The organism is Ferruginibacter lapsinanis (assembly GCF_020783315.1).
In the GTDB taxonomy this organism is placed as follows: Bacteria; Bacteroidota; Bacteroidia; order Chitinophagales; family Chitinophagaceae; genus Ferruginibacter; species Ferruginibacter lapsinanis.
Window position 1 is genome coordinate 2,161,798 of sequence record NZ_CP086063.1, and the last position, 23,805, is coordinate 2,185,602.

Here is a 23,805-nt window from a genome sequence, read left to right on the forward strand (position 1 = left end):
AATAATCATGATAACGAATATAAAATCAATCACCGTTATTTTTCTTTCACTGCTGATCAGTTTCAGCAGTTGCAAAAAAGAGGAATTTTCATTTGGTGCTTTAAAAACGCCGACTGACCTTGCTTTGACCACCGTAGTTGCAGGAGCCAGTACTACCAGCCCTGAGGGGGATGGAAGTGGTATGGTGAATATTACGGTTGCTTCCACCAATGCCATCTCGTACAAAATTGATTTTGGCGATGGCAACTTTAAGATGGTGCAATCGGGTGTGATCAATTATAAATATAATAATCCGGGTACGGCAGAATATACTGTAACAGTAAATGCCATTGGAACAGGAGGGGCAACGTCTACCATCAGTAAAAAAATAAAAGTGTTTGTGTCTTTTGATATTCCTGCTGAAATAGTTGCAGCTATGACTGGTGGTACTTCCAGAGTATGGATCACGGCCAATGATGTACAGGATCATTTTGGCCTTGGACCCGTTAGTGTATTTTCGCCGATTTGGTATGGCGCTGCGCCGAATACAAGACAAGCCTGCGCTTATGATGATGAAATCACGTTTACTAAAAACGGTTCCGGTATTGATATGTCGGTAGATAACAAAGGAGAGTCATTTATCATAGGAGCATCCGCCGCTTTTTATGGCCAGGCGGATGGAGAAAAATGTGCAGCGATAAATGCATCCGGTGTTAAAAAATTAGTGTTTATGGCTGCAACATCGGCATCTACCCCTGATATTTCAACCAGGATACAATTCGAGGTTCCGGGTAATGGTATTATTAATTTCGGCACCGGAGGTAAAGTGTATGAGATATTATCAATCAGTTCTACCGGAATGTATTTAAGAAATATTGGCGCTGATGGAAACGCATGGTATCAAAAATTGAAACCAAAAATATAATGTAATATCTGTTAGTAAAGCCATCCGTTTTATTGTGGCTTTACTAACAGGTTTTTAATTAAAATAAAGTAACTCATGAAACTTATGTCATTATTTTTTTTGCTGCCAATCGTTATGATGTTTTCATCTTGCTCTAAAGATAAAACTACCACACCTGCAGTGTCTGCGCCAACGAATCTTACTATCAATGCAGTAGTAAGCGCAGATAATAGCGGTAATGTATCATTCACGGCTTCTGCTACTAATGCTACCACTTATGAATATGATTATGGTAATGGTATTTATCAGATAGTTCCTTCAGGAGTGGTGATATATAAATATCCGGCATCGGGTACGTTTACAGTAAATGTAACTGCAAAGAACTCAGGCGGAACAGTCTCTAAATCATTGTCGGTTACTGTAACTATTACCTCCTCGTTGTTATGGTCAGATGAATTCAATATAGATGGGGCACCTGATCCTTCAAAGTGGGGATATGATCTTGGTGCCGGTGGCTGGGGTAATAATGAACTGGAATACTATACAAACAGATCAGTTAACTCTGTAGTGCAGGGAGGTGTGTTGAAAATTAATGCATTGAAAGAAAATTATAGTGGGAGTGCCTACACTTCAGCAAGGTTACTTTCTAAAGGGAAATTTTCTTTTAAATATGGCAAAGTAGAGGTGAGTGCTAAACTTCCGGCCGGTGTTGGAACGTGGCCGGCAATATGGATGCTGGGAAATGATATCAATACTACCGGTTGGCCGGGATGTGGAGAAATAGATATAATGGAGCACCGTGGCAGTGAGCTGAATAAAATATTTGGTACGCTACATTATCCGGGACGCTCAGGAGGAAGTGCTAATGGTAACACTACCATGATCTCTAATGCCACCACACAATTTCATAAATATACATTGGAATGGAGTGAAACCGCCATTAAGATATATGTAGATGATCTGCTTTATCATACTGTTGCAAATTCTTCCGCTATACCATTTAACCACGATTTCTTTTTGATATTAAATGTAGCCATGGGAGGAAATTTTGCAGGCGCTGTTGATCCTGCATTCACCAATGCAACTATGGAAATAGATTACGTAAGAGTGTATCAATAATCATCACCGCAATCAATCTTTTATGAGCAGTAAAAAACCTGTGATATTTTTAAGTGTATTTTTTTGTACGATCACATTTTTGAGTTACGGTCAGCAATCTGCTGCTCCGACTAATGCATATACATCGGTTAAGAATATAGAAGCCAGGGTTGACTCTGTGTTGAAACTGATGACATTAGAAGAAAAGGTTGGTCAGATGAATCAGTACAATGGTTTTTGGGATGCAACAGGGCCGGCACCAAAGGAAGGTAATGCACAATTAAAATATCAGCATCTTACCAAAGGATTGGTTGGTGCTATATTAAATGTAAGAGGTGTAACTGAAGTAAGAAAATTGCAGGAGATAGCTGTAAAACAAACGAGGTTAGGGATCCCGCTTTTGTTTGGATCTGATGTGATACATGGATACAAAACACTTTTTCCCATTCCTTTAGGCGAATCTGCCAGTTGGGATCTTGAAGCTATTGAAAGATCTGCAAGAGTGGCTGCAATTGAAGCATCGGCAGTAGGGATCAACTGGACATTCGCTCCAATGGTAGATATCACCAGAGATGCCCGTTGGGGAAGAGTGATGGAAGGAGCCGGAGAAGATCCGTATCTAGGATCGATCATCGGTGCTACAAGAATAAAAGGTTTTCAGGGAACAGACCTGGCTGCATCCAATACTATTATTGCATCGGTGAAACATTTAGCTGCTTATGGTTTTGCAGAAGCCGGTCGTGATTATAATACAGCTGATGTTGGTACATCAACGCTATATAATATTATTCTGCCTCCGTTTAAAGCTGCTGTAGATGCGAATGTAAGAACAGTAATGAATTCATTCAATGTACTCAACGGCATTCCGTCAACAGCCAATAAATTTCTTCAAAGAGACATTTTAAAAGGTAAATGGAAGTTTGATGGTTTTGTTGTTTCTGATTGGAGTTCGGGAGCAGAGATGATCGATCATGGTTTTGCAAAAGACCTGTCGCAGGTAACAGAGCTATCTGTGAATGCAGGCAGTGACATGGATATGGAGTCTTATGCTTATGTGAAATATTTACAAGGATTGGTAGAATCGGGAAAAGTGGATATTGCATTGGTTGACGATGCCGTTAAAAGGATTTTGAGAGTGAAATTTGAACTCGGCCTATTTGATGATCCTTACAAGTATTGCGATCTGAAAAAAGAAAAAGAATTGATCTATCATCCCGATCATTTAGCCGCGGCTTTGGATGTGGCAAAAAAATCGATCGTGCTGTTAAAAAATGACAAGCAATTATTACCCCTTAAAAAAACTCAAAAGAATATAGCGATCATCGGGGCATTAGCCAATGATAAGAATAGCCCTTTAGGCGGATGGCGCATAGGCTCTGACGATAGTAGTGCTGTGTCTTTTTTAGAAGGCTTTAAAAAATACACTAACAATTTTAAATATAGCAAAGGCGCTGATGTAATAACAGCTCCAATAGCTTTTGCTGTAGAGGCAAGTGTGAATGAAACCGATAAGAGTGGTTTTAAAGCTGCTATTGAGTTGGCAAAGAAATCTTCTGTTGTAATTATGGTATTGGGTGAGCAAGGATTTCAAACAGGAGAGGGAAGAAGCAGAACAAAGCTTGATCTGCCGGGAGTACAGCAGCAATTATTGGAAGAAGTGTATAAGGTGAATAAGAATATTATTTTAGTATTAATGAATGGACGGCCACTTGCTATTCCCTGGGCGGCAGAACATATACCGGCTATTGTAGAGGCATGGCAATTAGGAACTGAAACCGGTAATGCCATTGCACAGGTGTTATTTGGAGATTATAATCCCGGAGGTAAGTTGACCATGTCATTCCCTCGTAGTGTAGGCCAGGTGCCGATTTATTATAACCATTATAATACGGGACGCCCCGGCCCTAAGAAAGAAGTTTTCTGGTCGCATTATGGAGATGAAAGTAATCAACCTTTATATCCGTTTGGCTTTGGGTTAAGTTATACAAGCTTTGATTACTCAGGTTTGCATATAGATGCTGCCGATCAATCAAAAATTAAGGTAAGCATCACGGTAAAGAATACTGGAAAGGTTTCAGGAGAAGAGGTTGTGCAATTATACATTCATGATAAAGTTGCAAGTGTTGTTCGGCCTGTAAAAGAACTTAAAGGTTTTAAAAAAATAAAACTTGAGCCCGGGGAATCTAGACAAGTAGCATTTGTTTTGACAGATGCAGAACTGGGCTTTTTTAATAATGAAGGACAATTCATTGTAGAGCCAGGAGACTTTGATATACTGGTTGGTACAAATTCTCAACAAGGTGTATCGGGCTCTTTCACAAGAAGATAAGCCTGCTGAGTTTTGAAGCCATTTTCATCGCTATTATTTTTTTCAATTTTATACTTCGCCATATGACCAAGCAAACTAACTGGAATCAGTTCCTTACATTGATCACTGTATTTTTTTTCTGGGGATTTGTTGCAGCCAGCAACGATATTTTGATCCCGGTTTTTAAAAAAGCATTTAATTTGTCGCAAGGGAAAAGTCAATTAGTATCCGTTGCGTTTTATGTGGCATATACCGTTGGTTCGTTGATCTATTTTGGTGTTTCAAAGCTTCTGAAAATAGATCTGTTAAATAAACTGGGGTATAAAAATGGTATTGTGACAGGGTTGTTAATCTCTGCACTAGGGACATTGTTGTTTTATCCAGCGGCCAACAATCAATCTTTCGGTTTAATGATTTCCGGATTATTCATTGTTGGTCTTGGATTTGCTTTGCAGCAAATAGCAGCAAACCCTTTAGCGATCGTGATGGGTGATCCTACAACAGGTTCACAAAGATTAACGATGGCGGGAGGTGTAAATAATTTTGGTACTACTATCGGGCCACTGATCGTAAGTTTTGCCATTTTTGGAAGTGTTGCATCTGCCAATACAGAAGCAAGTATCGAGAGTGTAAAAATTCCTTATCTTATTTTAGGGTTGGCGTTTGCGTTAGTAGCCTTGTTTATAAAATTTTCATCACTGCCCAATAAAATTGATCTGGATACTGTGGCCGAAGAAGAATCTTTAGAGGTAAATAAATTATTGCATAAAAAATCTGCTTTCCAGTATCCTCAATTGTTAATGGGGATGGTGGCGATATTTGTATATGTTGGTGTAGAAGTAGCGACAGCCAGTAATTTACCGGCTTATTTAGAGCAACATTTAAATGTGCAAACATCACAGGTTGCCCCATATATGTCTCTTTACTGGGCCAGTTTAATGATCGGCAGGTGGACGGGGGCAGTGGGTGCATTTGATGTAAGTAAAGGAGCGAAACAAACACTAAGTTTTTTTATGCCTTATATTGCTTTTGCAATTTTTCTGTTGGTGAATACTATAGCCAAACATGATATTTCCCAGTTTTATATCTATGGGGTTGTGATAGCGGTAATGATCGCCTGTGATCTCATGAGTAAAGGAAATCCTGTACGGATGTTACTGATCTTTTCTTTAGCAGGCATCGTGTCTTTGCTAACCGGGATATTTACCAGTGGCATGGTGAGTGCTTATGCATTTGTTAGTGTGGGGCTATTCTGTAGTACGCTATGGCCATGCATATTTACGGTGGCAGTTGCCGGTTTGGGTAAGCATACAAACCAGGGCAGCAGCTTATTGATCATGATGATCATGGGAGGAGGGATAGTAAGCTGGATACAGGGGGTGGTTGCAGATACAGTAGGGATACAGTACAGTTATTTTGTTGGAATAATTTGTTTTGCATACCTGGCTTTCTATGCGTTTAAAGCCAAATCAATTCTAAAAAACCAAGGTGTTGATTTTGATAGACTGAAAAGTGAGGGAGGGCATTAAGCGTAAATTTGAAAGATGGACTCACCGAAAAGCATATGAATTAAATTTAAATAAAAGAGGCTGCACTAAAAGTGCAGCCTCTTTTATAAAATAAGAAATAATAATTTAAAACTTATTCAGCATTTGTGTTTGTACTTTTTGTCCTAATTGTATTCTCGTTACATAAGTACCTTTTATAAGTCCTGAAAGATTGATCTGTATGTTTTGTTCCCCTTTGTTCAGGTTAATCAATTGTGTTTTTACAATTCGTCCGGTAATATCCAATAGATCTATTCTTGTTCTTTCAGTTTGTGCGCTGATCACTTTTACATTCAACTGATCATTAGCCTGGTTAAAGTATGCAACAAAATAAGAAGAAGGGATACTTGTTCTGTTCACAGTTTGTAATTCAGAATAAGTAGTGTTGCCGGTAGCGTTTTTCTGAGCTAGTCTGTAATAAGCTAATCCATTGTAAGGCGATCTGTCTTCGATTGCATAGTTGAGCTGATCAGTTGTATTGCCTTTGCCATTTAAAGTTCCTATAGTGATAAAATTTCTTCCGTCAATTGACCGTTGAATTTCATATACTTCATTAGCAGGTTCATGTGTAGCGGTCCATTTAAGGATCACTTTGTCTGCTTCATTGATCGTAAATAAAGAAGTGACAAATGCTGGTCTTTGAGCGCCATCATCTCTTGTATACCAAATTGGGGCAGTGATAACTCTTGCGCCATTGCTTTCTGTTATATCTAAGAAATAATAACCGGTTGCAAGATTTGCTAAAGCAGTGTGTGTATAGGTTAATGAGCTGGCAGTTGTGGACGTTAACGTTGTTGCAGCCGAGCCACTTCCCGGAACACCATACATTAATTTAATAGAACTAACGGTGTTGGTTGTGTTGGTTGTAACTGATATAGTTGGAGTTCCTGCTTTGGTAATGATACTGCCTATTGGGTAAGAAGTGTTGATAGTAAACCCGATCTTGGCAGCACAATCTTCTGTTGCATAGAAACGCATTTTTCTCATTGCATCCAGAATATTTGTTTCAGATAAAGTATATGCCATGATCGCTAATCTTGTTTTAGCAGTATGTCCAAATGTGAGATTGTGGTTATCATGATCTATCGTTGGCCCCATATGATATCCTTTTGCCAGCATGTTCTTATAAAAAGCGTAATAGCCAATTGATGCAGGATTGGTATATGTTGTATCCGCAGAAAAAGCAGGGCCGCTTTCAATGGCAGAACCAGCAATTGCATTGTCTGCATTTACATCATAAGTTGTATTCAATATATTGTTGTAATCATAATTATCAGGATGAGCCAGACTTGCAAAAGCATTGTTGCCATGCCTGTTGATGATATCAAACAAACCACCTGTTCCGAGGTAAGTACTTTTTGGAACATAGATCTGATAATTATTTGTTTCCCATCCTGCCAGAGAATCGAGGCCGTAAACAATTACGTGGCCTGCATGATCACCGTTAGTGCCTTGTGTTCCTATTACACCCCATTCCTGTCCGTGCAATGCAACGAACGAACTGGTGGTTGCAGCTGCAGCTTGTGTAGCACCAGGCTGCCAATCTGCAAGCAGCATGCCTGCACCTGCATGGTTATGTTCGCTGATGCCAAGAAAATCCATACACATGGCATTCTTTGCATACGCATAATCATCTGCAGGAGTTTTTGTAACATCATCGCTGTTACCATCTGAGTAGCTGCTATGCGAATGGAGGTTACCAAAATAATAACTCAACACTGCAGGATCAGTTGCTTTACTGCCAGTCAAGGCCGTTGTTTTATAAACAGGTCCTGATGTACAATTCACATTGTTGTAAGAGAAAACATAATAATAATATGTAGTGGCTGCAGCCAAACCTGTTTGCGGAATAGAATTGGTTGTGCCTACACTAATCACCGTGCCACCTCCAATAGTATTACCAGTTGTATACGTTGTAGCATCAACCGGGTTGGCACTTAAAGAGCTTGCTGTGCTTCTGATAACTAGATAACCATCAACACCACCGGCAATTGTAAAGCCTGTGGTGATAGTTGAACTTGTTACTGATGAGAATGTCATTGCAGTAGCACTATTAGTAGGAGCAACGCATGGAGGATAAGCTGTGGTTTGATTGCCCGTTAATGGAGAAGTAGTTAAATATTTTGGTCCGCCTGTGCAATTTGTATTGGTAAAATCGAATACAAAGAAATAATAAGTAGTGTTGCTGCTTAATCCGGATTTGCTGAAGGATGGGGTACTGCCATTATGTACAACAGTGCCTCCGCCTAAGCTATTTCCAAAACTATAACTTGTTCCATCAACAGGCGTTGAAGTTAAACTGCTGCTTGTACTCATCACTACCACATATCCATCTGCACCAGCTGCGCTGGTAAATGAACCATTGATCGAACTGCTTGTTACACCTGAAAAATTTAAAGCAGTTGCCTGTACTGTTGGTGCAACACAAGGCGGATATGGTGTGGCCTGGCTTGCATTTAATGGAGATGTGGTTAAATATTTTGGTCCGCCTGTACAATTTGTGTTAGTGTAATCAAACACAAAGAAGTAATAAATTGTGTTACTGCTTAATCCTGATGTGCTGAATGAAGTAGATGTACCTGCGTTTATCACAGTGCCACCGCCAATACTATTACCTGTTGTATAAGTAGTGCCATCAACAGGATTTGCACTTAATGTGCTGCTGGTACTCATTACTACTACATAGCCATCTGCGCCGGAGGCTGCAGTAAATGAACCATTGATTGAACTGCTTGTAACACTTGAAAAAGATAATGCGGTTGCCTGTGCAGTTGGGGCAATACAAAGTGGTGCTAATTGATAGCCCAATCTTTGCGGCGTACCTGTTGCTGCACCTTGTACAGTTGCCAGCGAAGTGCTTGTCCATTCCGATGGTGTATAAGTTGCATTGGCAGCAGTGATAGAAGTACTGCGTACATAACTGATATCTGCCGCATTGATGCCTTCGCCGAATTTATCAATGATAGTGCCTGATGCATCCAGCAATGCAACCCCATCATTGCCATTAAAATTTATAACCGAGTTGGAGGTTTCGTTTGCACTGCCGGCAGTAAGATAAGTCACTTCTGTACCATTTCCTGTGTTACCAATTAATACGGATCCTTTTGCGGGTATAGTTACCGTTAGGTTATAAGTATTTGTTGCAGCTCCGGTAAAAGTTATATTACCTGTAGAGCCTGATACAGCCCACAGGCCTAGCTTTAATTGTGGTGATGCCGTGTTCACAGCACTATTGCCGAGGTTGGTTAGTTCTATCCATTTATTTGTGCCTGTACCCTCATAATATTGGGAGATCACAATTTGTGCTTTGGTTGAAAATGGAAGAGAGAAGATGAATGCAATTAAAATACTGTACAGTGGGAATAGGTTAATTTTCCTCATAGATTTAATAGGTTTAAGTAACAGTTATAAAATTGATACTGCGTTCTCTATAAGGTTGGGATAAGGAATAACCAAATCAAGATAACAATAATTTTTAGTAAAATGAAGTGTTGAATAAAAAAAATGCAGATAATAGGCGGCTTATTAACAAAAAACAGTATTTGTTGATAAGTTCGCAACAAAATTGTTTTTCGGAGATATGTATTATCTACGAAAAGGGTTAGATGTTTTTTGTTGAGCTATTTAATTATTTTGCATATAATCAATCATGTTTAAAAATCTGTCCACTTTTATTAAACTGAAACCCGCTTTAGCGGTAGGGTTTCTTTTTTGTGTATCTAGCCTGATATTTGGCATTTGGGTAGCTGCTATACCATCTATTAAACAACGGTTGGGTTTTAGCGATGGCAGCCTGGGACTTTCTCTGTTATTATCTCCATTGGGTGCTTTGACCGGCGTGGCTTTATCTACCAAAGTATTTAAAAAAATTGCTGTAGGGAAATGGATGTTGGTTGGTTATTGCATGATCTGCCTAATTATGGTCATGGAGATCAATGCAATGAACAGATTAATGCTTTGGTGTTCTTTATATTTTTTTGGGCTGGTCAGTTTTTTAAATGGTGTATCTGCCAATGCAACTGTAAATATCCTTGAGAAAAAATATGATCGTAATATGATGAGTACCTGTCATGGATTATATAGTTTAGGCGGTGGCGTTAGTACAGGTCTTGCTATTCTTTTTTTCTCTGCAGGCATTCAATCAGGATTGCAGATCATTGTCGTAGCGTTTATCATCATTCTTATTCTTTTAAATAACAGACACCATTTGTTGTTGCATAAAGATATCATTCATTCAGGCTCTGGATTAAAATTTCCTTCGCCAACCATTTTAGGGATATCGTTTATATGCATGGTCGTTTTTATGGCAGAAGGCTGTGTAGCAGATTGGAGTGCTTTGTATTTTAAAGAATCTTTACATGTGCCGAAAGCATTGGTGAGTATCGGCTATACGGGATTTGCTGTTGCAATGACCATCGGACGATTCAATGGCGATCAACTCATCAAAAAGATAGGTGGAAAAAAGATCGTAATAGCCGGAAGCATCCTTGCTTCTATGGGGTTTGTGCTTGTGGTTACGGCTACTGTTTTACCCGTTGCAGTAGCAGGGTATATATGTATAGGATTTGGATGCTCTTGTATTGTGCCGGTATTATTCAGTGCATCGGCAAACATACCAGGTGTAAGCAAAGTAGAAGGTTTTGCGATGGTTACGACAGGAGGGTTGCTTGGCTTTTTAACGGGGCCTTCTTTAATAGGGCTGATCTCTGAACAGGTCAATCTTTCGGCAGGGTTATCACTGTTGATCCTGTTTACTTTATGTGCAGCTCTGGTAGCATGGAGAAATCGTTTTTTAGTTGATAATAAAAAGATGGAAACAGCTATGCCGTATGATGAACAGTTATACTGATCGTGAGTCTTTTCGTCGTTAATAGAAATTACAGATGGCAATAAGAGGCATGAATTTATTTAATGCGGCTTAAATGCAGGATTCGAATATGTTGCTACAGTGATCAGATAATATTTTCCATCATCAAAATTTCGCCAATAACGATGCCCTTGAAAATCGTAATAATATCTTCCGTCAGCAGCTTTGGAAGCGATGCGGTCACTTACTGTTATTATTTCGGGAGGAGTTAGCTTTTTTACTTTTACTGATTTTTTAGTGGTAGCCAATTTAGCCACTCTCACAGGAACATACTTATTACTGCAACTGCCGGAAAGCAGTGCTATCGTTATAAATGCTATCACTGTTAGTTTACTTGTCATTTCCACTGGGTAATCATGTTCTTACCCTTAATAATAACGCTTTAAACAATTGAATAGTATTGAAAAAGTACTCATTCTTATGCGGTAAACTACCTGAACTGAGTGATCTCTTCAGTTCTGAGCGTAGCTTGCCTCATATCATATCTATTCTTTTTTGACACAACGCCAAACGAGTAGTACTTTTGCATAAAATTATCATCAATAACCTCCTCAACTCCGATGAAATACTCATTTAAACGTATTGTTTTAGCCTTTTTAGTGATCATTCTGACTTCTTTCGTTCATCATACAGTTTATGCAACAGTTTATTATGCATCTCCAAGTGGTGTGGGGACGGGCACTTTTGCGTCTCCCTGTAGTTTTGTTACCGGATTGACTAAACTGACCGGGGCTGGCGATACGCTTTACTTAAGAGGTGGTATCTATTATCAAAGTACTAAAATCAATATTAATAAGATCGGTACTGCATCTTCCAGAATTGCTGTAATGGCCTACGAAAATGAAAAGCCGATATTGGATTTTAGTGCTGAACCTTACGGGAGTTCTAATCCGGGTATTTCGATCAACAATACATCTGCCTATTTACATATTAAAGGATTGGTTATACGTTATGCAGGAGACAATGGGATGATCAATAACGGTAGTAATATCATTATTGAGAATTGCGAATTCTATGGTAACTGTGATACAGGGTTACAACATAAAACAGGAGGAAATAATTTAATTCTGAACTGTGACTCTCACGACAATTTTGATTATGAGAGTGGAGGAATAGCTACTCCCGATTTTGGTGGAAATGCAGATGGGTTTGCAGATAAACAATACTCCAATGTAAATCCAAATACATACGATGGTTGTCGTTCCTGGAATAACTCGGATGATGGCTGGGACTTTTTTCAAAAAATAGGTAGCAGCATCATTAAGAATAGCATCTGTTATAAAAATGGTCCTGTTACTTTTGATATGACCAATCATCCCCGCTACCTCACAGATAAAGCGTGGTTCGATCAGTTTGCTTCATTGGCTACCTATACTAACTACGGAAATGGTAATGGATTTAAACTGGGTGGAGATTTTACAGCTCACAATGTTACAGTCATCCGTTGTTTAGCCGTGGGCAACAGGGTGCGTGGGTTTGATCAGAATAACAATTATGGTACGATGACTATTTTGAATGGATCAGCATATCAAAATGGCTATAATTATGGATTTGGAAATTCAAGCGGCGGAACACTGATCATTAAGAACTGCGTTTCTTTAAATTCAACCAATGCCAACGCTTTTAACAGCAGAACAGTTACTAACGTTAATAACAGTTGGAACAAACCAAGTGTAACGGTAAACAGTAGTGATTTTAACAGCTTAGATACATCGCTGATACTTAGCCCGAGAAATGCAGATGGAAGTTTGGCTACCCCTTTTATGAATTTGGTTTCGGGTAGTGATATGATCGATGCCGGTATTTATGTGGGTATTGAGTATGCCGGTAATTTTCCTGACCTTGGATATTATGAATCAGGAACGATTGATAAATTTCCTCCGATTGTAACGAGTAAGAATACAACGCAAACTGTTCTTTTCGGAAATCCGATCGTTACTGTAACATTTTCGTGGGGTGGCGGAGCAACAGGATTGGATACTGCTAATATACCAGCAGGAGTTACTGCCACATTCGACAATATCAATAAAACACTGACCTTACAAGGGACTCCAACTATAATCGGAAATAATGAATACACCGTTACGAGTATTGGTGGAGCAGATATGCCAATCGTTATCAACGGCAGTATTTATGTTACATCCTCTTCTACAAAAAACGTAGCTTTTTTTACGATACTTCCGATGTCTGCCGCAGACCTGGTGATCTACAATAAACTAAGTGCCAATCCGGATTTTTTAGTGATACCTGTAGATGCTACTTCTACAACAATTGACTACAGCGGGTTTGATGTGATAGTGATCAGTCCAACCCCGGCATCCACTTCAGCCGGCTTTCCTGCATTGGAAGCAGTGAATAAGCCTAAATTATTATTGAAACCGTTTGTACTTAGAACTACTGTATGGAATTGGATAAATGTTTCATCTGCCATCAACACGCCACAATCTACTGTAACGATATTTGATAAAACACACCCGATCTTTACAGGATTAACTTTTACAGGAGTTGATGAAAATGAATTGCAATTATTTTCAACCGTTACTACCAATGCCGTTACCGGGGTAACTAACACAACATGGATCGCTTCACCTCCTGTTACTGTTATAGGGAATGCATTGGGATCTGCTACAACTAATAGTGTGGTAGAAGTTCCGGTTGGTACCAATATGAACGGAACGATCACAACACAGCGATTTGTAATGATTGGGGTGAGTGAATTTTCGATGGCTAATTTAACAACAACCGCTACTCAGTTAATTGAAAATACGGTGTATTATCTTTTAGGGTTAGATGTGCCGGGTGGTATAGTGCCTGTTGATTTTTATAGTGTTAATATCAGTGAAAATAATGGTGATGCAGCAGTATCATGGAAGGTGGGTATTGAGATTAATATCAATCAATATAATGTTCAACGTTCATCGAACGGTGTTGATTTTACTACGATCGCTACTGTACAGTCAAATGGCAGCAACGAATATACATGGACAGATAATTCTGCATTATCCGGGAAAAGTTTTTACAGAATTATCGCAAAAGAAATAAGTGGCAGAGAATTATTGAGTAAGATCGTTTCATTAAACAGACTGTCGAAAAATGCCACAATAGTTATTGCACCTAACCCGGTTGCCAATAAAAAGATCAATCTTCAATTGAATAATATTGTTAAAGGAAAAGTTGTTGTTGATCTCTACAATAGCACACTTCAAAATGTATTGAGTACCAGCTTTGATGCTAACGGAGGTAATTCAGTGAGATCGATACAGGTGCCAGCTTCCTGCTCTCCGGGCATTTATAATTTGAGAGTGATTGTAGCAAACGGACAAACGTATACGAAGTCGGTTATTATCAGATAAGTTATCTCTAATTAATTATTTATATGTATTATAAAACCCTTGTTAAACAAGGGTTTTGTTTTACCCTAACAATTACTCCGCTGAAATTATTTACCTAGATTTGATAAAGAGATTTTGATCGGCATGATTAAAATCATGTGCCTTATTGAGAGTCGTTATTTTTTATTTTGGTAATAGCTTCTAATTTGCCTGTGATTGCTTGCCTTTTTAATACCGAATTGCGATAGCTCATTTTCAAAATAAAATCTATGTCTATAACCGACATCACCAAACCTGTAGATCTTTCCACACATGCGGAAGGTACCGGTCCTAAAAGATCCCGACAACCTGTTTATGTAGATTTTATGCCGCCCTGTAATAGTGCTTGCCCGGCAGGAGAAAATATCCAGGCATGGATGGCACATGCACAGGCTGGCGATTATTACGAAGCTTTTCAAACCATCATGGAAGACAATCCTTTTCCTGCAGTGATGGGAAGAGTTTGCGTTAAGCCCTGCGAAACCGGCTGTAACAGGAATCATATTGATACTACAGTAAATATTCATGCGGTAGAAAGATATATCGGTGATGAAGCCATTGCTCAAAAATGGGATGTACGTTATAAAGCTGTACCTACGGGGAAAAAAATACTGGTTGTTGGTGCAGGCCCAAGCGGCTTGTCAATGGCATATCATCTGACAAGGATGGGACATATGGTAGAAGTATTTGAAGCAGGTGACCACCCCGGAGGATTGTTGTGGAGCGGTATACCTGAATATCGGCTGCCTAAAGAGTTATTGGATGCAGAAATAGACAGGCTTATAAAAATGGGAGTGAAGATCCGTGTGAATTATACAGTAACGGATGTGTTGAAAGAAAAAGCAGCTGGTAATTTTGATGCGGTGTACCTGGCTATTGGTGCACAAAAGATCAAGCAAGAAGAATTTGAAGACGATAATTCTGTTTACATCGCTGATGCGTTTACTTTTTTTAAAGAGATCATATTTAATCCATCTGCCTATTTACAAAACAAGGTAGTGGTATATGGCGGAGGGAAATTGGCTTTATATCTTTCACGGATCATTAAGAGATATGATTCAGAAGTGTCTGTATTTTTTCCCGGCGATAAAAAAATGATGCCTGCCTATGATTATGAAACAGATGATGCATTGGCAGAAGGAGTGGATGTACAATTGTTAAAGATCATTCGCAAAATAGAGAAAGGGCACATTGTATTGGAAAAAATAAAAGTAGAGAAAGGGAAAGTGATCGGCACAGGAGAATTTGAATCTGTTGAAGCCAATGTACTGGTATTGGCAAACCGCCAGGAGTCTGATTCTGCATTCTTAAATACTATCAACGGAATTGAAATCAATAGCGATGGTACTGTTAGTATTGATGCTCAAAGAATGACGGGCCACGATGGTGTATTTGCCGGAGGCGATATGTTGCCAGGCGAGAACAGAAGTTCTACCATAGCTATCGGGCATGGTAAAAAAGCAGCCCGTTATATGAATGCTTATTTACAAAAGGATATTTATCAAAAACCAGAGAAACATCCTACAGCCGGGTATAGAAAATTGCATATGTGGTATAAAACAGAAGCGCCACAACAGATACAAGACAAACTTGCTCCCGATGTAGCGGTTAAGAATTTTGATGAAGTGATTGCCGGGTTGCATGAAGCTGAAGCAAGATTTGAAGCACAACGATGTCTGAGCTGCGGAAATTGTTTTGAGTGTGATGGTTGTTTTGGTGCCTGCCCTGAAGATGCGATCATAAAACTGGGTAAGGGTAACCGTTATAAGTTTAATCTGGATGCCTGCACCGGTTGTGCTGTATGTTATGAGCAATGCCCTTGTCATGCAATTGAAATGATTCCGGAGCCAGCTTAGGTAATAAATGTTATTCGTAAAAATATTCGTTGATTAACCCATAGGTCTGCATTGGTATACAGTGCAGATTTTTTATTTGCAGAATGGCTATTTATAAAAGGGTTGGAAATAGCATGTTACTTGTGCTCGTAGTAAGGGATCTCATCATGACTAACCGATTCCTTTTGTTGCCAATAAGCAAGGGTTACCACATGTCCGTCGGGAGTTTTTAATAGTCTTCCAAAGATAGCATTGATCGAATTGAACGTGTAATCTGTAACACCTACTGTAAATGTTTCTGGCAGAGCAGGGGTTGGTGCGATATCTGTTGCGCCTTCTGCTTTGGCAACAGGTGCAGCTGCTTTTGGCGGCGGTGAGGGCACTACGATCACTGTAAAACCATTGTATTCTAATAATTTTTTTAAGAACTGTACTCTGTCAGGCGACACATTTTTTTCAACGATGCCGCATTTGATGCCATCCAGTTCTTCAAACTCGTGATTTTTATTGATTGCCATAATTACTGACTTAAAATTTGAATATAATCATAGATCCAGCTCAACAATCCCACTAACACTATACCTGCAGCACATAAGATCAAAGCAAATTTTACAGAAGGTAGCAGCTCTATTTTTTCGATAGGTTGTTCATTTTTTTCGATGAATACTGATCTTACCACTCTTAAATAGTAGTACAACGAAACGATCATGTTCAATGCTGCTATCAATATAAAAACATAGTTGCCTTTTGCTGCGCCGGCCGTTAGTAAAAATAATTTTCCAAAGAAACCTGCTGTAGGTGGTATGCCGGCTAATGAAAATAGCGCCAGTGCTAATATCCAGCTGAGTAAAGGATTTGTTTTATACAGTCCTTTATACTCGTCAATTTTTTCTTTGCCTGTTTGTGATGAAATAGCTGCTGCTACGCCAAAGGCGGCAAGGTTAGAGATCATATACACTATGGTGAAATATACCACAGAGGATATCCCTGCACCTGAATTACTGCTGATACCCACTAAAATAAAACCTACCTGGGCGATAGAAGAAAAAGCCAGAAAACGCTTGATGTTTTGTTGTCTTAATGCAAACAGATTTCCAAGTATCATGGTGGCAACCGATAATCCCATTATCATTATATACCAGATATGTTCAAGAGGTAAGAATACTTTGTATAAAGTTGAAATGAAAACAAATGCAATAGCAGCTTTTGAGATCACCGATAAGAAAGAAGTAACAGCAATGGGTGCACCTTCATATACATCCGCTGTCCATAAATGAAATGGAACGATAGATAATTTAAAAGCAAAAGCTGTAAATAGAAATACAAATGCCATTATTTGTATGGGGCTACCATTCAGTAATGCAGGCAAAGCTTCAAAGTTGATGGAGCCGGTTGCTCCATAGATCAGGGAAATGCCAAACAATAATATTCCGGATGAGAAAGCTGATGACAAGATCATTTTCATGGCCGCTTCCGAAGATATCTTTTTCTCCAGGTCAAAATTTGTCAATGCTGCTATTGGGATTGTTGCCAATTCAAGTGATAAGAAGAACATTAAAAAATTGCCGCTGGAGATCAGGAGATCCATGCCTAATAAAGCGGATAGTATTAAAATAAAAAATTCGGATAAATGCTCTGTCTTTTTATACCAACCTGCAAATAGTAATGAGATCAGATATACACCGGCATTTAAAATACTTTTCTGCAGTGCTATTAAAGCGGTTGTATGAAACATGCCATCAAATAAACTTCCGTCTTTGTTGAAAAAAAATCCGGCGATCAAATTCAGCAGCAATATTATTTGAATGAACAATAATAATGCATCATTCTTCAGTTTGTTGCTAAGTTTTATACCCAGCAGCAGAAAGATGATAATGGTTATTATCAGTTCAGATTTCATTAATATTAAATAATCGTTCATACTGATCTTATTTTACTGCAACTATTTTTTGTATGATTATTTCTGCTGCAGGTTTTATTAAATCTGTTAACCATGAAGGAGCAACACCAATCGCAATGATGCCTGCCAATAAAATGATGGCCGCTGCTTTTTCATTCCATGTAGCATCGGTTAAATTGCTATAACTCGCTTTAATGGGCCCCATGGCGGTTTTGCTGACTGCTCTTAGTATATACACTGCCGTTACTACAATACTCATACACGCTAATATTGTTGCAATGCGGTGAAAGCTATCTGTATGTTCCCATGAACCCATGAATACGGTCATTTCTGCTACAAAGCCACTCAGTCCTGGTAAGCCCAGCGAACACAATCCTACTATGAATAATACAGATATGGTGAACGGCATTACTTTCAGTAAACCACCCATTTCATCTACCTGACGAGTGTGTGTACGTTCGTAGATCATGCCAATAACAGCGAAGAAAAGAGCTGTCATCAAACCATGACTTACCATTTGCATTACCGCACCTGTTATAGATACTTTTGTCAGCATGCCAATACCAAGCAGCACAAATCCGCAATGACTTACAGACGAATAAGCGTTGATATATTTAAGATCCTTCTGCATCATTGTAGCGAAGGCGCCATACAGGATCGCAATGGTTGATAGGATGATAATGATATTGGCATATTCTTTTGCGCCATCAGGCATAATATAAGTAGCTACCCGTAAACACCCGTAACCACCCAATTTCATGGAAATACCTGCAAGGAACATTGACCCTGCTGTGGGAGCAGAGGAGTGACCATCGGGCACCCAGGTATGAAATGGGAATAGTGCAGTGAATACGCCGAATCCTACAAACAATAATGGAAAAAATATTTTTTGTGTTGCAATTGGTATATGTAATTGAGATAGTTGTAACAGATCAAAAGTTCTTTCAGGCATGCTAAAATAAACTGCCATTAATCCAACTAATACCAATGCAGAACCACCCATTAACATCAATGCTAATTTATTAGCACTGTATTCTTTCTTGCCACTTCCCCAAATTCCGATCAATAAATATTTCGGTATAACGGCAATTTCTAAAAAGAAGAATAATACAAAAAGATCCAGTGAAATAAAGAATCCATAAGCACCGAGGCTTAGTAAGATGAGCAGGAAATAAAATTCTTTTGTCATCTTCTCTACATTCCACGATACTAATACACCTGCGATAACAACAAATGCAGTTAACAATATCATTGCCACAGAGATACCATCAACACCTAAATGTAAACTTATATGCCATGATGGAAACCAATTGTATTGTTGTTGGAATAACATCTGCGCTGTATTACCTGCTGCAACTTCGGCTCTGTAAGCAATAAATAAAACAATTGCAGCAATCAATTGTATGCTTGCGCCAGTCAGCGATATCCATTTTACCTGTTGGTTGTTACGTGTTAATAACACAGCAACTGCAGTGAACAATGGAATTAATATGAGTAATAATAAGTTCATCCCGGTTTAAATTATTTTTATTTCAACCAATAAATAAATACTGCTGCAATTGTTATGGTGGCTACTAAAAAGTAGATCGCATATTGCTGTACTTTTCCTGATTGTATTCCTTTTATTTTTTCTGATATGGTTAATGTAGTATTTGCTATTTTATTCACTCCGCCGTCTACAATATTTTTATCGATCCATGCAGCGGGTCTGCCAATTAAATTGAACAAGATCTTTTTTGTAATGAACAGATACAATTCGTCTATATAAAATTTATGATAAGCTGCTTTGTATACACCACTCAAAGCAGCAGCAATTTTTTCCGGCTTGTTATTTTGTTTTTTATATAAAACCATTGCTATTAAAATACCAGCTAATCCTATTGCAACGGGAGCAATAGAAAACTCCAAATGGAATTTACTTTCCAATGTTTTGCCATCTGTGCTTACAAAATTTCCGAAAGGAATGAATCCTGCAGCAGCTGCACCAATAGCTAACAGCACCAACGGTAATAGCATTGCAAAACCGCCTTCACCGTGCTTTTCGCCATGTTGTGTATGTGTTTTGTTCCAGAAAATACTGAAGTATAAGCGGAACATATAAAAGGCAGTAAGCCCTGATGTGATCAATGCGATCCAGTATATCGTTGTGTTATGATGATAAGCGGCTAATAAAATTTCTTCTTTACTGAAGAAACCTGCAAAAGGCGGCACACCTGCAATTGCCAGGCAGGCAATTAAAAATGTGATATGTGTTACCGGTAAAAATTTTCTTAAACCACCCATATCTTTCATTTCATTACTATGAATAAAATGTATGACTGCGCCTGCACCTAAGAATAACAATGCTTTGAACATGGCATGTGTAAATAAATGAAACATGGAAGCAGTATAGCCCAATCCATCTTCACCGCCATATTTTGAAACGCCTAATGCAAACATCATATAACCTATCTGCGACATGGTAGAATATGCAAGTACTCTTTTGATATCTGTTTGAGTACAGGCTATGATTGCAGCGATCAGGGCAGAAACAGCACCAACATATCCGACCAGTTCTAACGCATGTGGTGTTGATATTGCAAATATTGGAAACAATCTTGCTACTAAGAATACACCGGCAACTACCATTGTTGCAGCATGTATCAATGCTGAAACAGGAGTAGGACCTTCCATTGCATCCGGTAGCCAGATGTGCAATGGAAACATCGCACTCTTTCCTGCGCCACCAATAAAAACCAATATCATTCCCCATGTTAATGCAGATATACCAAAAAATGTAGAAGCGATCGCTGTTTTTAATTGGGTTGATTCCGGAGAAGTCAATCGTTGGATCAATGTATTGAAATCGAGTGTGCCTGAATAAAAAGAAAGAATTAATATACCTATAAGAAAACCAAGGTCAGCAAATCTTGTAACTATGAAAGCTTTTTTACAGGCTGCCACTGCACTGGGTCTGTCATAATAATAACCTATCAATAAAAATGACGAAACGCCTACCAGTTCCCAGAAAATATAGATCTGAAAAATGTTAGAAGCAATAACCAGTCCTAACATTGAAAAAGTAAACAATCCTAAGAAAGAGAAATATGTTGGGAAGCGATCTTCGCCTTTCATGTATGCAAGGCTGTAGATATGCACCATCAAAGAAATGAATGTTACTACTACCAGCATCATTGCACTGATGGGATCCAATAAAATCCCCATATCGATAGAGACGCCGGGAGAAAATTCCAGCCAGGTATATTTTAACGGCACTAGTTTTTCATATACCCCATTTATCTTGCCATAGTCAAAGAAATAACCATAGGCGGTATAAATGGATAGAATAGTTGCGGCTAATAAAAGACCTGTAGCAATAATACCTGCGGATTGTTTAAAGTATTTTCTTCCGAACAATCCGAGTACAATAAAGCCGGCAAGAGGCAATAAAGGAATCAGTGCTATGTAAGTTGAGTTTGGCATTGTTATTAAAATTTCATCTCTTCTGTGTTTTCCACATCGATGGAGTGGTGGCTCCTGTATAAATTTATAATGATCGCAATCGCTACTGCTGTTTCAGCCGCAGCAATGGCTATAATAAATATGGCAAAGAATAATCCGTCTAATTTGTCTGCCCACAAATATTTGTTGAAGGCTATAAAATTTATATTCACACTGTTCAGTATCAATTCTATACTCATCAGCATGGTAATTAAATTTCGTCTGGTAATGAAACCAAATACACCAATAAAAAAAAGTCCGGTGCTTATGAATAATAGCTGATATAATCCTGGTTGCATCATGTGGTGGTGGCTTTTGGTTTTAATGCAATGACAATGCATCCTATCAATGCTGCCAATAATAATATACTCACTACTTCAAACGGTAATGCATAACCGCCTTTTTTAACTGATAACATCTGGTTGCCAATATTTACAACCGTAGGTTCTTTGGCCGCATTTGTTGTGCCAATAAATGTGTGTTGAAAAAGTTGCAGCATGATCAAGGCAAATCCGCAGAACGCTGCTAAGGCTGAAAATACCTGGCGGCTTATTTTGGGTAAGCCTAATTTTTCACCTGCCTGTTGTGTTAAGAATATAGAGAAGATGATCAATACGGTGATCCCTCCAACATATACAACTATTTGTACTGCAGCAATGAATTCATATTGCATCCAGAAGTAGATTCCTGCAATACCAATCAAGGAAAATAATAAAAATACTGCAGCCCTGAATATTTGTCGGGTTGTAACAGCCAGCGCACCACTTATCAGAATCAGTGCAGCGAGCATATAAAATATAATTGTTGATCCGCTCATTATTCTATTCCCTCCATTATTTTAGAATCGGGTTTATTTAATACTTTAGTTAGTTCGCTTCTGTCGTAAACACTATGTTCAAAGGTTTGTGCCATTACAATTGCATCAGAAGGACAAGCCACTACACATAAATTACACATCGTACACAACTCAAGATGATACACTAATTTATCAATCGCTTTCTTTTTCTTTCCTTCAGGGGTGATGTCAAATTTTGTGATCACTTTTATAGTAGCGTTCGGGCAAGCCAATTCACATGCAGTGCAACCGGTACATTTATGTTCGTTGTTCTCATTGTGCGGCATAACCACTTCACCTTTAAATCTGTCGGCCATTACCAAAGTATCTCTGTTGTCAGGATATTGTTCAGTAATGATCTCTTTGTGATGTGTGAAATAATAGCCAGTGCGTTTTAGCCCTACAGCCAGTGACTTTAAAGCACCGAAAACATCTTTTATATAGTTTGTTATAAACATGTTACCCCAAACCCCTAAAGGGGCTTTCTTTTGTTAGGTTATTAATTTTGTTTAGCCCTTCAAATTTTGAAGGAGCCTGAATTTATTTTACCTCCTCAAGTTCCCCTTTAGGGGGCGGAGGGGGTGTTTAAAAATGCCATCCTAATATTGCCATCGCTGTTATCAATAAAATATTGAACATGCTGATGGGTAATAGATATTTCCATTCCAGATTCAATAACTGATCGATTCTTAATCTTGGGAATGTCCATCTGAACCACATGATCAGAAATATCATGAAGAATGTTTTACCGAAGAACCATATACTCGATGGTACATAATCCATTATATGATTGAATGATTCCCAATGTCCGATATGAAAAGGCATCCATCCGCCTAAGAATAAAGTAGCGCCAATTGCACAAACAATAAATACGTTGATGTATTCTGCTAAAAAGAAGAGAGCGAATTTCATTCCTGAATATTCTGTATGAAAACCGGCAGTCAATTCTGATTCAGCTTCTGCAAGATCGAAAGGCGCTCTGTTGGTTTCTGCAGTAACTGCAATTATGAAAATGATGAATGCAATGATCACAGGAATATGCCCTTTAAATATCCACCAACCATCAGCTTGAGATAAAACGATTTCATTTAAATTCAAACTGCCTGTAAGTACCACCACTGCAAGGATAGAGAGGCCGGCAGATAATTCATAACTTACTATTTGTGCACCACTACGCATGGCACCCATTAGTGAATATTTATTATTACTGGCCCATCCTGCCATTAAAATTCCGATAACAGAAACAGAAGAAATTGCTGATACATATAGTACGCCAATATTCATGTTCCATATTTGAAAATCTTTGGCAAAGGCAATAGGAGCCATCAGTAACATTGCCACCATCATCGCAATGTAGGGTGCAAGGTTGAATAAAAATTTATCTGCACCGGCTGGTGTCATTCCTTCTTTTACCAATAATTTCACCGTATCAGCCAATGATTGCAGCATTCCTTTTGGTCCTACACGATTTGGTCCAAGGCGTATCTGTATCCATGCTGCTACTCTTCTTTCCATGATCACCAATACCAATCCTAACACGGCAAATAATCCTATCACACAAACGCCAACGATCACCATTTCAAAAACCAATGCCCAAGTCGGATTGAATGTTTGGTTCAACCATTGATCAACTATACCTGCTATTTTATTAAAACTCCACATGATTTTTTACCCCCTCCGC

General features: G+C 38.7%; 17 protein-coding genes. 7 read left to right on the plus strand and 10 right to left on the minus strand.

What is annotated here, in order from left to right:
• Positions 1 to 7 precede the first annotated feature (7 nt).
• From LK994_RS09270 to LK994_RS09285, 4 genes are all read left to right on the plus strand, one after another.
• Positions 8 to 904, plus strand: a complete 897-nt coding sequence (locus tag LK994_RS09270; RefSeq protein ID WP_229759798.1) for a PKD domain-containing protein — start codon at positions 8 to 10, stop codon at positions 902 to 904.
• An 84-nt stretch (positions 905 to 988) separates the two neighbouring features.
• The gene (locus LK994_RS09275) at positions 989 to 2,002 is read left to right on the plus strand and encodes a family 16 glycosylhydrolase (protein WP_229759799.1); all 1,014 of its coding nucleotides are present in this window, start codon (positions 989 to 991) and stop codon (positions 2,000 to 2,002) included.
• Between the two features lie 22 nt (positions 2,003 to 2,024).
• Positions 2,025 to 4,310: a beta-glucosidase BglX gene (gene bglX / locus LK994_RS09280; protein ID WP_229759800.1), complete on the plus strand. Its 2,286-nt coding sequence runs from the start codon at positions 2,025 to 2,027 to the stop codon at positions 4,308 to 4,310.
• A gap of 62 nt (positions 4,311 to 4,372) precedes the next feature.
• A complete protein-coding gene (locus LK994_RS09285; RefSeq protein WP_229759801.1) occupies positions 4,373 to 5,818 on the plus strand; it encodes an MFS transporter in 1,446 nt (481 codons plus the stop codon).
• Between the two features lie 105 nt (positions 5,819 to 5,923).
• Here the strand turns inward: LK994_RS09285 and LK994_RS09290 are convergent, their stop codons facing one another.
• Positions 5,924 to 9,217, minus strand: a complete 3,294-nt coding sequence (locus tag LK994_RS09290; protein WP_229759802.1) for a lamin tail domain-containing protein — start codon at positions 9,215 to 9,217, stop codon at positions 5,924 to 5,926.
• Between the two features lie 268 nt (positions 9,218 to 9,485).
• Between LK994_RS09290 and LK994_RS09295 the strand changes: the two genes are divergently transcribed.
• Positions 9,486 to 10,685 (plus strand): MFS transporter, encoded by a 1,200-nt coding sequence (locus tag LK994_RS09295; RefSeq protein WP_229759803.1) that lies wholly within the window; start codon positions 9,486 to 9,488, stop codon positions 10,683 to 10,685.
• A gap of 59 nt (positions 10,686 to 10,744) precedes the next feature.
• Here LK994_RS09295 and LK994_RS09300 read toward each other — a convergent pair whose 3' ends face one another.
• Positions 10,745 to 11,044, minus strand: coding sequence for a hypothetical protein (locus LK994_RS09300; protein WP_229759804.1), 300 nt, complete (start codon positions 11,042 to 11,044; stop codon positions 10,745 to 10,747).
• Positions 11,045 to 11,263: 219 nt separating this feature from the next.
• Between LK994_RS09300 and LK994_RS09305 the strand changes: the two genes are divergently transcribed.
• Positions 11,264 to 14,056: a right-handed parallel beta-helix repeat-containing protein gene (locus LK994_RS09305; RefSeq protein WP_229759805.1), complete on the plus strand. Its 2,793-nt coding sequence runs from the start codon at positions 11,264 to 11,266 to the stop codon at positions 14,054 to 14,056.
• 248 nt (positions 14,057 to 14,304) lie between these two features.
• Entirely contained in the window at positions 14,305 to 15,930 is a 1,626-nt protein-coding gene (locus LK994_RS09310) for an NAD(P)-binding protein (RefSeq protein ID WP_229759806.1), read from the plus strand.
• 116 nt (positions 15,931 to 16,046) lie between these two features.
• On the opposite strand, the gene LK994_RS09315 is transcribed toward LK994_RS09310, so the two are convergent.
• From LK994_RS09315 to nuoH, 8 genes are all read right to left on the minus strand, one after another.
• Positions 16,047 to 16,427 (minus strand): hypothetical protein, encoded by a 381-nt coding sequence (locus tag LK994_RS09315; protein WP_229759807.1) that lies wholly within the window; start codon positions 16,425 to 16,427, stop codon positions 16,047 to 16,049.
• Positions 16,428 to 16,429: 2 nt separating this feature from the next.
• Positions 16,430 to 17,830 (minus strand): NADH-quinone oxidoreductase subunit N, encoded by a 1,401-nt coding sequence (locus LK994_RS09320; RefSeq protein WP_229759808.1) that lies wholly within the window; start codon positions 17,828 to 17,830, stop codon positions 16,430 to 16,432.
• Positions 17,831 to 17,837: 7 nt separating this feature from the next.
• Positions 17,838 to 19,319: a complex I subunit 4 family protein gene (locus LK994_RS09325; protein ID WP_229759809.1), complete on the minus strand. Its 1,482-nt coding sequence runs from the start codon at positions 19,317 to 19,319 to the stop codon at positions 17,838 to 17,840.
• Between the two features lie 17 nt (positions 19,320 to 19,336).
• Positions 19,337 to 21,271 carry an NADH-quinone oxidoreductase subunit L gene (nuoL, locus tag LK994_RS09330; protein WP_229759810.1) on the minus strand — a complete coding sequence of 645 codons (1,935 nt, stop codon included), beginning with the start codon at positions 21,269 to 21,271 and terminating at the stop codon, positions 19,337 to 19,339.
• A gap of 5 nt (positions 21,272 to 21,276) precedes the next feature.
• The gene (gene nuoK / locus LK994_RS09335) at positions 21,277 to 21,591 is read right to left on the minus strand and encodes an NADH-quinone oxidoreductase subunit NuoK (protein ID WP_229759811.1); all 315 of its coding nucleotides are present in this window, start codon (positions 21,589 to 21,591) and stop codon (positions 21,277 to 21,279) included.
• Positions 21,588 to 22,079: an NADH-quinone oxidoreductase subunit J family protein gene (locus LK994_RS09340; protein WP_229759812.1), complete on the minus strand. Its 492-nt coding sequence runs from the start codon at positions 22,077 to 22,079 to the stop codon at positions 21,588 to 21,590. Before LK994_RS09340 ends, nuoK begins: the two co-directional genes overlap by 4 nt.
• Positions 22,080 to 22,105: 26 nt before the next feature.
• Complete coding sequence (locus LK994_RS09345; protein ID WP_229759813.1) at positions 22,106 to 22,582, minus strand: 4Fe-4S binding protein; 477 nt, start codon at positions 22,580 to 22,582, stop codon at positions 22,106 to 22,108.
• 127 nt (positions 22,583 to 22,709) lie between these two features.
• Complete coding sequence (gene nuoH / locus LK994_RS09350; protein ID WP_229759814.1) at positions 22,710 to 23,786, minus strand: NADH-quinone oxidoreductase subunit NuoH; 1,077 nt, start codon at positions 23,784 to 23,786, stop codon at positions 22,710 to 22,712.
• Positions 23,787 to 23,805: the final 19 nt, after the last annotated feature.